Raw genomic sequence first — 11,269 nt, 5'->3', positions numbered from 1 at the left:
CGGTTAGCCGCCGGGGCGTAGGCGACGAAGGAGCAAGCCCCGGTGGCTAACCGGCGGCCCCTCAGGGCCGCGACTCGAGCGCGCCAGCGCTCCAAAAACACAGCGTCAAACCAACTGGGACTACTCGAACAAGAAGGGCCCGCCGCCGATCACATGATCAGCAGCGGGCCTTCCGTTTACCCGATTAGTGCGAGTGACCGTGGCCGTGGTCGTCGTCGGCCTCGGCCGGCTTCTCCACGATGGCACTTTCGGTGGTCAGGATCATCCGCGCGACCGAGGCGGCGTTCACCACGGCGGAGCGGGTCACCTTGACCGGGTCGACGACACCGTCGGCGAGCAGGTCGCCGTAGGTCAGGGTGGCGGCGTTGAAGCCTTCCTTGCCCTCGGAGACCTTCGCGACCACGACGGCACCGTCGAGGCCGGCGTTGGTGGCGATCCAGTACAGCGGCGCCTCGAGGCCCTTGCGAACCACCTCGACACCGACGGCCTTGTCACCGGCGAACGAGTCACGCAGCTCGCCCAGTGCGGCAGCGGCGATCACGAGCGCCGAACCACCACCGGGGACGATGCCCTCCTCGACCGCGGCCTTGGCAGCGGCCACCGCGTCGTCGACGCGGTACTTGCGCTCCTTGAGCGCGGTCTCGGTGGCAGCGCCGACCTTGATCACCGCGACGCCACCGGCCAGCTTCGCCAGCCGCTCTTCGAGCTTCTCGCGATCCCAGTCGGAGTCCGAGGCCTCGATCTCGCGACGCAGCTGCGCGCTGCGGCCCTTGATGTCCTCGTCGGAGCCCGCGCCGTCGATCAGCACGGTCTCGTCCTTGGTGACGACGACGCGACGCGCCTGACCCAGCTGCTCGATGGTGGCCTCGCGCAGGGTGACGCCGAGATCGGGGTTGATCACGGTGCCACCGGTGACGACGGCCAGGTCGTCGAGGAACGCCTTGCGACGGTCACCGAAGAACGGCGCCTTCACGGCGACGGCCTTGATGGTCTTGCGGATCGAGTTGACCACCAGGGTGGACAGCGCTTCGCCGTCGACGTCCTCGGCCACGATCAGCACGGCCTTGCCGGACTCGGCGATCTTCTCGAGCAGCGGCAGCAGATCGGGCAGCGAGCTGATCTTGTCGCGGTGCAGCAGGACGTAGGTGTCCTCGAGCACGGCCTGCTGGGTCTCGGGATCGGTCTGGAAGTAGGGCGAGAGGTAGCCCTTGTCGAACTGCACGCCTTCGGTGATGACGAGTTCGGTGTTCGTGGTCGAGGACTCCTCGACCGTCACGACGCCGTCCTTGCCGACCGTGGTGAGCGCCTTGCCGACCATCTCGCCGATTTCGGAGTCACGTGAGGAAACGGTGGCGACCTGGGCGATGGCCTTCTCGCCGGAGACGGGAGTGGCCAGCGCGAGCAGCACCTCCGACACCTTCTCGGCGGCAGCGGCGATGCCCTGGCCGAGGGTGATCGGGTTGGCACCCGCGGCGACGTTCTTCAGGCCGCCGCGCACGAACGCCTGGGCCAGCACGGTGGCGGTGGTCGTACCGTCGCCCGCGACATCGTTGGTCTTGGTGGCGACGCTCTTGACGAGCTGTGCGCCGAGGTTCTCGAAGGGGTCCTCGAGGTCGATCTCACGCGCGATGGTGACACCGTCGTTGGTCACGGTGGGGCCACCGAAAGCCTTGGCCAGCACCACATGCCGGCCGCGGGGGCCGAGGGTCACCTTGACGGCGTCGGCCAGCTTGTCGACACCGCGTTCCAGAGCCCGGCGAGCCTTTTCGTCGAACTCGATCTGCTTGGGCATAAGAGGATTCAGCTCCTGTTTGTGAACGCAATCCGCCCCGGGCCTGTGAAGACGCCGGGGCGGAACGCTGATGCGGCGTTGGCCTTACTTGGTGACGACGGCCAGGATGTCGCGCGCCGAGAGGATGAGGTATTCCCCACCCTGGTACTTGATCTCGGTGCCGCCGTACTTGCTGTAGATGACGACGTCGCCTTCCTTGACGTCGACCGGGATGCGGTCACCCTTATCGGTGACGCGGCCCGCTCCGACGGCAATGACGGTGCCCTCCTGCGGCTTCTCCTTGGCCGTGTCCGGGATGACCAGGCCGGAGGCCGTCGTCGTCTCGGCCTCGTTGGCCTGGACGAGGATCTTGTCCTCGAGCGGCTTGATGTTCACGCTCGCCACGTTGAGCCCTCCACTTTCAGGGGAAATTCGGTTGTCCGGAACTGGTGTCCCGGACCGGGTTTCGGTCAGCTCGCGACCCTGCGCACAGCCCCGTCGTCGCGGGTGCCGGAGCCGAAGCCCAGAAGTCGACTTGGCACTAGTACAGCTACGCAATGCCCATCTAGTACGTGCCGACTAGCACTCTATACGCGAGAGTGCCAGCACTCAAGGTCGGGTTCTGCCGATGTCGCATTTTCGACACGCCCACACTGGCCAGTGATCTTCACATCGCCTGCCACAATCTGTAACGTTCGCATAACAGGCTGTGACATAGCACAGGAAGGCGCCATCCGCTCGGAGAGCACCATCGGCTTGAAGGGAGGTGAACATGCGAACATCCCTCGGCATCTCGGCCGGGAACGAGGTGGTGTGCTCGGCATTGGTCGCGACGGGGCCCGCGGGCGAGCAGACTTTCGACTACCGGGTCGTTTCCGCAGATGAGGCACATTCCGACCTCGGCGATCTCGTGTCGTCCTCGATCGAATTGATGACCACCCAGCTGCCGGTGTCACAGGTGGCGATGGCAGGCGAACCGCTCGGGCGCTACTCCGGCGGCCACCGTCGCGCCGAGTCGGCGCGATCACGTCCACCGACCAGTGTCGCCGTCGCCTACCGCAACAAAGAACAGGCACAAGCCATTCGGGCCGCCACCACGCGCCACCGCGATCTGCGGCTCGTCACCGAGGGCGCCGCCGCCCTCGCCTATCTGCGCCACACCGGCTTGCTCGACCGCTACCCCACCGTCGCCGTGATCGACCTGGGCGCGACCGGACTCACCGTCACCGTGGCCGATTACACCGACAACGTGGTGCTGCACACCGAACGCACGCCGACGCTGAGCGGCAACGCGATCGACGAGCTGATCTACCACCACCTGGTCGACCTGCACTACGCCCGACGCGGCACCCGGCCCAACCGCACCACACTGACCAACCGCGGCCGCGCGGCCAAGGAACACCTGTCGCTGGCACCCGTCGTCACCATCGATCATGTAGCGGGACAGGGATTGGAGCTCACCCGTCCCGATTTCGAGGAGCTCATCGACGGCCTCCTGCGCAATATCGCGCTGTTCTCGTCGTCGGTGTTCACCCGCGCGCCGAAGTACCCCGACGCCGTCGCCGTGATCGGCGGTTGCGCCAATATCCCGTGTGTCATCGACATTCTCGAATCGCGCCTCGACGTCCCCGTGCTCACCGTGCCGGACCCGGAGGCCGTCATCGCCAAGGGCGCGGCGCTGGTCGCCGACGCCGCGGCACCGTCCGGACTGCCGGGCGGTGGGCACGCCGACGCACCGAGTGGCACCTTCGCCAAGGTCGTCGGTACCCTCGTCGGCGCGGTCGTGGTGGTCGGCTTGGTGATCGGCTACGGCGTGCAAGCAGTGTCGCCCGACGCCCCCGATGTGACTCCCGCCGGCACGAGCAGCACCGTGCGTCAATCCCCGTTACCGCCGGTGCCCTCCCCGGCACCCACCCCCGCCAATCGCGAGAGCACCGAACGCACCGGCGCCACCGTGGCACCGCCCGCGACCGAAGCACCGAATGCCACCACCGGGGCGCCGAGCACGAGCGCCGCCACGCCCTCCGCGCCCACCTCGACAACGGCCCCCACCCTGCGCCCCGATCCGAACCTCCCGCAGATTCCCTACCCCGAGTCTCCGCTCGGCCCCCTGGACAGCGGCTCCTCCGGTGGCGGCAGACAGCGTCCCTCCACCCCCAACACCTCGCCGACGCAGGCCCCTGCCAACAGCACCCTTCCGATTCCGTCGGCCACCACGACCGACGAAATCCCGCTACCGCCAGCCGATTAACGCGCGCACCGCGCCGGGTGGACCGGTGGCGGGTTCTTCAGGGTGCCATGCGGCCAGGCAGGACGGGTGCTAGCCGCGCAGAGCGCTCACCGAGACCGGCAGCCCGGGATCGGTGGCGACAGTCAGTTCCGCAGGCTGCGCGCCCGCCGCGATCACATGCGCGCCCAGCGCGGCGATCATCACACCGTTGTCCGTGCACAGCCGCGGCTTGGGCACCCGAAGCGTCAAACCCGCCGCAGCACACCGCTCTTCGGCCAGTGATCGAATGCGCGAGTTCGCGGTGGCGCCGCCGCCGAGAACGATCGTGTCGACACCGACGTCGGTCGCCGCCCGGACAGCCTTCATCGTCAGCACATCCGCCACCGCCTCCTGAAAGGACGCGGCGATATCGGGAATCGGCAGCTGGTCGGGCGTGATGCCCTGACGCTGCGCGGCCTCGACATAGCGGGCCACCGCGGTCTTGAGACCGGAGAAGGAGAAGTCGTAGCGCGCGTCACGGGGCCCGGTCATCCCGCGAGGAAAGGCTATCGCCCGCGCGTCACCGGAGCCGGCGGCAGCGTCGAGGGCTGGCCCACCGGGATAGCCGAGACCGAGCAGCCGCGCGACCTTGTCGAACGCCTCCCCGGCGGCATCGTCGACGGTGCTGCCGAGTTCGGTGATCGGCTCACCCAGATCCGTGACCTGCAACAGGTGGGTATGCCCACCGGACACGAGCAGCGCCACCGCGGGCGGCATCGGCCCGTGCTCGAGCGTATCGACCGCCACGTGCCCACCGAGGTGGTTGAGCGCGTAGAACGGCACGTCCCACGCCGCCGCATAGGCTTTGGCCGCGGCCACCCCCACCAGCAGCGCACCGGCCAGCCCCGGCCCGATGGTGACGGCGAGCGCGTCCGGCTTGCTGATCCCCGCGGTCGCCAGCGCACGACGCATCGCGGGCACGATCGCCTCGAGATGTGCGCGCGAGGCGATCTCGGGCACCACGCCGCCGAAGCGGGCGTGCTGGTCGACGCTCGAGGCCACCTCATCGGCGAGCAGCTCGACGGAGCCATCGGAATGACGGCGCACGATGCCGACTCCCGTTTCGTCGCACGAGCTTTCGATCCCCATGACGATCACGACAACACCTCGTCCTGCCGGCCGCGCGCGGCCCATTCATCGGCCGCGGCGGTGAGTTCCGGACGGCGCATGGTGTACGCGTCGGCCCCGCTGGGGTGGTAGTAGTTCTTGCGCAGCCCGATGATGTGAAACCCGTGCTTGGCGTACATCGCGATGGCGGGCGCGTTGTCCGTGCGCACCTCGAGGAACACCGGCCCGCCGCGTTCGGCCGCCGTCGCCAGCAGCGCTTCGAGCAGCAGCGTGCCGATGCCGCCCCGGTGACAATCCGGGTCGACGCCGATCGTGTGCACCTCGGCCTCGGGATGGGCGTCGTCACCGAGCAGCGCGATGCCCGCGTAGCCGACCATCACGCCGTCGGCGGTGCGCGCGGTGATGTAGCGGTTGTGCCCGCCGGCCAGCTCGGACCGGAACGACACCGCCTGCCACGGGTCGTCCTCGGGAAACAGCAGGTGCTCGAGTTCGACGCAGCGGTCGATGTCGGGCAGCGTCATGGGAGCGATCAGGTACTCGGTCACGGCACTCACGCCCCGGTCCGGTCGAGGGTTCGGAAGCTGTTCTCCACCGCATCGGGCCTACGCAGATACAACGGCACCAGCGCTTGCGGTGTCTGTCCCGCCAGCAACGCCGACGCCGCGACGGTGACCAGCCCGGCAGGCGAGGGCGTCTCGCTGGGCAGCACCGGCAGATCGAAGAAGTCCACGTGCGCGGCCGACCCGGCGATCGCCGCGGCGTCACCCACCGGCACGTCGACAGCCTTGTTCACCTCGGGACCGGCGACCCGCGCCCCGTTCAGATACTTGGCCCAGTACACCTCGCGCCTGCGCGCGTCGGTGACCACCAACAGCTCGCCGGGATCTCGCTTCTCACCGATGGTGTCGGCTGCGATGGCGTCGAGACTGCACACCCCGTGCACGGGTAACCCGAGCGCGTCACCGAAGGCGGCCGCGGTCGCCATTCCCACGCGTAGCCCGGTGAACGGTCCGGGTCCGAGCCCGACGACGACCGCGTCGAGCTCGTCGCGGCGCACCCCCGCCGCGGCTAGACACTCCAGGATCTGCGGGGTGAGGACCTCGGCGTGCGCGCGGGCGTCGACCTTCACGCGGGCAGCGAGCGTCGCCACGGCAGGGCGGGTGCCGGGTTCACCGGCAGGTGACAGGTGCACCAATCCCGCTGTAACGGCGGGTGTCGCGGTGTCGACTGCTAGTACGAGCATGATTGTCTCAACAATACCGGGTGGTATCGGCGCTCGGCGCGCACCGGTGCGCGCATGATCGCGCGTTATTCGATCCATTCCCAGATCGCCGTGCGCACATCGGATTCCGGCTCCCGGGCGAGTTGCACTCGCAGGTGCCGGTCAGCGAGGTGTTCGACGACCCCCTTGCCCCATTCCACGACGACGACCGCGTGGTGCAGGTCGGTGTCGAGGTCGAGCGAGTCCAGTTCGTCGAGATCGCCCGCGAGGCGGTAGGCGTCGACGTGCACCATCGCCACCCCGGGCGTGCCGTCCGGCCGCACTCCGGCCTTGTGCGCCCGCGCGATGATGAACGTCGGCGAGCTGACCCGGCCCGCGACACCGAGTCCGGCGGCGATTCCTCTGGTCAACGCGGTTTTACCGGCGCCGAGCGGGCCGTCGAGCACGACCAGGTCACCCGGGCGCAGGGTGGCCGCCAGTTCGCGGCCGAATGCTTCGGTGTCCTCGACAGTGTCGAGAACGCGCTGGTGTGGGTCAGCCACCGACGGCCTCCTCGCCGCGGCTGCCGATGATTCCCGCCCGCGCGAGCAGCCGGTCGAGTGCGGCCAGGCTCACCTCGGGGAACTGCAGGTGCGGCATGTGCGCCGCCTCACGCACCCGGACCAGTTCACTGCCCGGTAGTTCCGCCGCCAGTTCGCGGGAATTGCGGAACGGGATCACCACGTCGTGCGCACCACCCAGAATCAAAACCGGCAGCTCGCCCAGGACGGGCAATGCGGCTGACTCGTCGTGCAACTCAATCGCTTTCAGAAACTTCTCGATGGTGCCGACGGGCGTGCGGTCGATCATCATCGTGGTGAAGCGCGACAGCGTCGGACTCACGGGACCGTGGAACGAGCTCACGTGCAGGATCGGCGTCACCACGTGCTTGCTCGCGCTGCGGCTGAACTGCACCAGTGTCGGCGCGGTCCGCACCGCCAGCCGGAAGCCGTCGACCGCGGGATGTCGAACCAGCTGCGAGATCCCGGTCGCGGTCACCTCCGCGGCGGCGGTGCTCAGCAGCCCGACCGCGCGCACCCGCGTGGCGAACAGTTCGGGGAACTGCGCGGCCGCCGCGAGCACGGCCATTCCGCCGAGCGAATGCCCGACCAGCACCACCGGTCCTGTCGGCGCGCACTCACGGATCACCGTGGCGAGGTCGCGGCCGAGCTGGGCGACCGTGCAGCTCTCGGTACTCGGTGTGCCGGAGCGTCCGTGTCCGCGCAGATCGAAGAACACCATCCGCACCCGCGACCCCCACTGCCGCGCGAGATCGCGGCGCTGGAAGTGGAAGGACTCCATGCTGTTGCAGAAGCCGTGCACGAAAACGATCGTGACCTCGGCGGAGTCGTCGCCGAAAGTGCGGGTGGCCAGCGCCACACCGTCGTCGGCGAGCACCATGCCCGGTTCGTCCTCGTCGATCAGGGCGAAGTTCTCGTCGCGGTATTCGTCGCGTTCGGCGGGCCACATCACCCGCGCGCCGATCTGGCGCAAGGTATGGGCGATGGCGAGGCCCGCGAGCAGGCCCGCGGTCGCCAGGCCACCGCGCCGGATCACCGTGCGCCGGGTCATCGGCCGGTACCCACGTAGCGGCGGACCACCCGGCCGCGCGGCGCGCAGACGACCTCGTAATCGATCGTGTCCAGCGCCCGCGCCCAGTCGAGCGCGTGTGGCTGTCCCGCGCCGCCGCCGAACAGCACCGCGCGGTCACCCTCCCGCACGCCGCCCGCGTTGTCGCCGAGGTCGACCATGAACTGGTCCATGCACACCCGCCCGACATTACGGTGCCGGGCACCGCCCAACCACACCTCGAAACGTCCACTGAGCGAACGGAATACGCCGTCGGCGTATCCCGCGGGCACCAGCGCGATCGTGGTGTCGCGCGGTGCGATCCACCGGTGCCCGTACGACACGCCTTCCCCTGCCGCCACCTGTTTCACCAACGCGACCTCCGCTTGGAATGTCATCGCGGGCTTCAGACCGAATTGTCCGAGCTCCGGAATGGGCGAAAGCCCGTACACCGAAATACCCGGCCGGACCATGTCGAACCGCAGATCTGGTCTGGTCAAGGTGGCCGCCGAATTCGACAGATGAACGAGTTCGGGTTCGAGACCGTGCTCTTTGGCCAGCGCGATCGCCTCGACGAACCGATCCCGCTGCCGATCCACCATCGGATGCCCCGGCTCATCGGCGTGCGCCAGATGGGAGAAGATCGCCCGCAACCGCACCACCTGCGCGTCGACGAGCCCCCGTACAGCCCGCAGGACCTGCGGATACTCGGTCACCGACACCCCGTTGCGGTTGAGCCCCGTATCCACCTTCAACGTCACCGTCGCGGTCTGCCCCGCCGCCACCGCGGCCCGCTCCACCGCCCGCAACTGCGCCAGCGACGACACCCCGATCTCGAGATCGCCCGCCACAGCACCCGCGTAATCAGCGTCGACAGTATTGAGCCAGCACAGCACAGGAGCCGTGATCCCCGCGGCCCGCAAGGCCAGCCCCTCGTCCACGGTGGTCACGCCCAGCTCCCGAGCACCCGCCCCCAGCGCGGCCCGAGCCACCTCCACCGCCCCATGGTTGTACCCGTCGGCCTTGACCACCACCATCACAGCGGCCCCGTGCGCGTACTCCCGCAACACCCGCACATTGTGAGCAATGGCATCCAAGTCGACGACCGTCTCCACTTGCGCATTCACACCCCCGATCGTGCCAGGACCCGCCGAATCCGCCATACGTGGGGCGTCCTGGGACGACCACTGCTCGGCTTCGTCCCGGGCTACCAACCCTCGTCCCCACCAACCTCCCGCAAAACCCGCACCGCGCCCCGAACATGCCCCAGCAACGGCGTAGCGGAAACAGGAGCCCCCGCCGCCCGACCCTCATGAGCAGCCAGATTCGCCGCCAAGGCATGTGCCCGAGCCCCCGCAGCCGCAGCCCACCCCGCCGCACACCCCGCGGCGAGCAACGCCCCGATGATCCCCGACAGCACATCCCCCGACCCCGGCGTAGCCGCCCAATCCCCACCTGCGTCATTGACCAGCGTCGGCTGCCCCGGCGAAGCGACAACCGTCGCCCGCCCCTTGAGCAGAACCGTCACACCCCACTCATCAGCCAGCCTTCGCACCGCCCCCACCCGATCCGCCCCCACCGCACCACCGGTCAGCCGAGCGAATTCCCCCGCATGCGGCGTCAGCACCGTCACCCCGGATCGCCCCCGAACCAGCCCCGGTTCCTCGGCAAGAATCGTCAACCCGTCCGCGTCCACCAACACCGGCAGATCAGTACCCAGCAGCTCAGCCAACCGATCCCGGGCCCCCGGATCAGTGCCACCCCCCGGCCCGAACACCCAGGCCTGCACCCTCCCGGTCTCCGAAATCGACGAACTGGCGACAACTTCGGGAAACTCCTCCAATACCGCGGTATCGGACCCCACATACCGAACCATCCCCGAGGTCGCCACCACCGCGGCGCCCGTGCACAACACCCCCGCCCCCGGATACTTCGCACTGCCCGCGCAAACCCCTGTCACTCCCTGACTGTATTTGTCGTCAGCAGGGCCCGGCACCGGCCACCCGGCTCCCACCGCTCCCGGATCGAGCTGCACCAGCCCCGCCTCTGGAAGACGTAACCCGATCGGCACCAACACAATTCGCCCACACTGGGGCACAGCCAACGCATGTACCGGCTTGTACGCACCGAATGCCACCGTCACATCCGCCGTCACCGCGGGCCCATCCAGTGCCCCCGTATCCGGATCGACCCCACTGGGCAGATCTGCCGAGACAATCGGAACATCCAGGGCAGCAACTATTTCCGCCGCCCCGGGCCGCAAAGGCCCCCGTCCGGAAATCCCCACGATCCCATCGATCACCAGATCGACACCATCGAGCCGATCGACCACCCGGCCCCCAGCTGCCCGCAACGCAGCAAGCCCTTCCCGATGCGCCCGTTCAGGATTCAGCAGAACAGCCGACACCCGGACGCCCCGACGCCGTAGGAAGGCCCCCGCCCACAACGCATCCCCGCCGTTGTCCCCCGACCCCACCAGCAGTCCGACGGTTCGCCCGACCACGCCCCCGGTCAGCGACCGCAATTCGTCGACAACCACCCCGGCCAGTCCGAAGGCGGCCCGCCGCATCGGCATTCCCACGGGCACCCGCGTGAACAGCTCGGCTTCCGCCGCCCGCACCTCGTCGACGGTGTAATAGCCACGCCGATCCGACATAGTCGCCTCCCAGCTGCCCGAAAACGGGCCGCCGACCGGCCCGGGGTCGCTCGCAGACTACGCTCCACACCCATGTCGATGGTTCGTCACCGCGCCGCATCCGCCCGGTTTGCCGCCGGATTAGTCGTGGCCGCCGCCCTGTTGTCCGCCGGCTGTTCCGGCGACTCGGGAAACGCCGCCACCACCACAACCCGCAAACCCCGCCCGGTCACCACCACGACCACCCAACAGCACGCGCCGACCAACCTCACGGTCGAGGTCGGCAACATGAAATACGCCCCCGCCGACGCGACCATCAAGGTCGGCGAGACGGTGACCTGGAAGTTCTCCGACAAGGTCCCGCACAACGTGCAGGGCATCGGCGACAAGGCGATGGGCCTCAACAGCCCCATCTTCGACAAGGGCGAATGGTCCTACACCTTCACCCAGCCCGGCACCTACCGCTACATGTGCACCCTGCACCCCGACATGCGCGGATCCATCACTGTGTCGTAGGAGCGCTGGCGCGCTCGAGTTCGCGGCCCCGCCGGTCCCGTCGATCAGGCACCGTTGCTTGCTCCTTCGTCGCGTACGCAACGGCGCCCAGGCAGAGGGTTTGGTCCACGCCGCCGGGCAGTGTCCGAGGTTGGGCGCGGTCGACGTCGCCCGGGCAGTGCCCGCCCACCGACGCCAATT

Annotated in this window: 11 protein-coding genes; 2 read left to right on the top strand and 9 right to left on the bottom strand. The window is 68.7% G+C overall.

Translation table 11 applies throughout. The features are described 5' to 3' along the window. Window positions 1-184: 184 nt before the first annotated feature. Window positions 185-1,792 (bottom strand): chaperonin GroEL, encoded by a 1,608-nt coding sequence (gene groL / locus ACWDXS_RS35570; RefSeq protein WP_449972774.1) that lies wholly within the window; start codon window positions 1,790-1,792, stop codon window positions 185-187. Between the two features lie 84 nt (window positions 1,793-1,876). Beyond that, complete coding sequence (groES, locus tag ACWDXS_RS35565; protein WP_056818214.1) at window positions 1,877-2,176, bottom strand: co-chaperone GroES; 300 nt, start codon at window positions 2,174-2,176, stop codon at window positions 1,877-1,879. A 367-nt stretch (window positions 2,177-2,543) separates the two neighbouring features. On the opposite strand from groES, the gene ACWDXS_RS35560 reads away from it, so the two are divergent. After that, on the top strand, window positions 2,544-4,022 hold the full coding sequence (locus tag ACWDXS_RS35560) for an Hsp70 family protein (protein ID WP_449972770.1): 1,479 nt from the start codon (window positions 2,544-2,546) through the stop codon (window positions 4,020-4,022). Between the two features lie 69 nt (window positions 4,023-4,091). Here the strand turns inward: ACWDXS_RS35560 and tsaD are convergent, their stop codons facing one another. The 7 genes from tsaD to ACWDXS_RS35525 form a co-directional block, all read right to left on the bottom strand. Beyond that, window positions 4,092-5,138, bottom strand: a complete 1,047-nt coding sequence (gene tsaD / locus ACWDXS_RS35555; protein WP_378635322.1) for a tRNA (adenosine(37)-N6)-threonylcarbamoyltransferase complex transferase subunit TsaD — start codon at window positions 5,136-5,138, stop codon at window positions 4,092-4,094. Continuing rightward, window positions 5,135-5,629 (bottom strand): ribosomal protein S18-alanine N-acetyltransferase, encoded by a 495-nt coding sequence (gene rimI / locus ACWDXS_RS35550; protein ID WP_378996954.1) that lies wholly within the window; start codon window positions 5,627-5,629, stop codon window positions 5,135-5,137. Before rimI ends, tsaD begins: the two co-directional genes overlap by 4 nt. Before the next feature lie 29 nt (window positions 5,630-5,658). After that, complete coding sequence (gene tsaB / locus ACWDXS_RS35545; protein ID WP_449972766.1) at window positions 5,659-6,351, bottom strand: tRNA (adenosine(37)-N6)-threonylcarbamoyltransferase complex dimerization subunit type 1 TsaB; 693 nt, start codon at window positions 6,349-6,351, stop codon at window positions 5,659-5,661. Window positions 6,352-6,416: 65 nt separating this feature from the next. Continuing rightward, entirely contained in the window at window positions 6,417-6,872 is a 456-nt protein-coding gene (tsaE, locus tag ACWDXS_RS35540; RefSeq protein WP_056818220.1) for a tRNA (adenosine(37)-N6)-threonylcarbamoyltransferase complex ATPase subunit type 1 TsaE, read from the bottom strand. Beyond that, entirely contained in the window at window positions 6,865-7,941 is a 1,077-nt protein-coding gene (locus tag ACWDXS_RS35535; protein ID WP_449972762.1) for an alpha/beta fold hydrolase, read from the bottom strand. The genes tsaE and ACWDXS_RS35535 overlap by 8 nt, the downstream gene beginning before the upstream one ends. Beyond that, window positions 7,938-9,101: an alanine racemase gene (gene alr / locus ACWDXS_RS35530; RefSeq protein ID WP_449972777.1), complete on the bottom strand. Its 1,164-nt coding sequence runs from the start codon at window positions 9,099-9,101 to the stop codon at window positions 7,938-7,940. The genes ACWDXS_RS35535 and alr overlap by 4 nt, the downstream gene beginning before the upstream one ends. Before the next feature lie 44 nt (window positions 9,102-9,145). Further along, window positions 9,146-10,594 carry a bifunctional ADP-dependent NAD(P)H-hydrate dehydratase/NAD(P)H-hydrate epimerase gene (locus tag ACWDXS_RS35525; RefSeq protein ID WP_449972759.1) on the bottom strand — a complete coding sequence of 483 codons (1,449 nt, stop codon included), beginning with the start codon at window positions 10,592-10,594 and terminating at the stop codon, window positions 9,146-9,148. Between the two features lie 72 nt (window positions 10,595-10,666). Here ACWDXS_RS35525 and ACWDXS_RS35520 point away from each other — a divergent pair, with 72 nt between their 5' ends. Beyond that, window positions 10,667-11,089 (top strand): plastocyanin/azurin family copper-binding protein, encoded by a 423-nt coding sequence (locus ACWDXS_RS35520; protein WP_378996949.1) that lies wholly within the window; start codon window positions 10,667-10,669, stop codon window positions 11,087-11,089. The last annotated feature ends 180 nt before the right edge of the window (window positions 11,090-11,269 follow it).

It is taken from the genome of Nocardia sp. NPDC003183 (assembly GCF_053590715.1).
The sequence above is the reverse complement of the archived record's forward strand: the minus strand, read 5'-3'. Positions and strand labels throughout refer to the sequence as shown.

Bases quoted from the DNA above. Each gene is read 5' to 3' on its own strand.
- groL (WP_449972774.1), bottom strand. From the start codon at position 1,792: ATGCCCAAGCAGATCGAGTTCGACGAAAAGGCTCGCCGGGCTCTGGAA.
- ACWDXS_RS35560 (WP_449972770.1), top strand. From the start codon at position 2,544: ATGCGAACATCCCTCGGCATCTCGGCCGGGAACGAGGTGGTGTGCTCG.
- rimI (WP_378996954.1), bottom strand. From the start codon at position 5,629: ATGACGCTGCCCGACATCGACCGCTGCGTCGAACTCGAGCACCTGCTG.
- tsaB (WP_449972766.1), bottom strand. From the start codon at position 6,351: ATGCTCGTACTAGCAGTCGACACCGCGACACCCGCCGTTACAGCGGGA.
- ACWDXS_RS35535 (WP_449972762.1), bottom strand. From the start codon at position 7,941: ATGACCCGGCGCACGGTGATCCGGCGCGGTGGCCTGGCGACCGCGGGC.
- alr (WP_449972777.1), bottom strand. From the start codon at position 9,101: ATGGCGGATTCGGCGGGTCCTGGCACGATCGGGGGTGTGAATGCGCAA.
- ACWDXS_RS35525 (WP_449972759.1), bottom strand. From the start codon at position 10,594: ATGTCGGATCGGCGTGGCTATTACACCGTCGACGAGGTGCGGGCGGCG.
- ACWDXS_RS35520 (WP_378996949.1), top strand. From the start codon at position 10,667: ATGTCGATGGTTCGTCACCGCGCCGCATCCGCCCGGTTTGCCGCCGGA.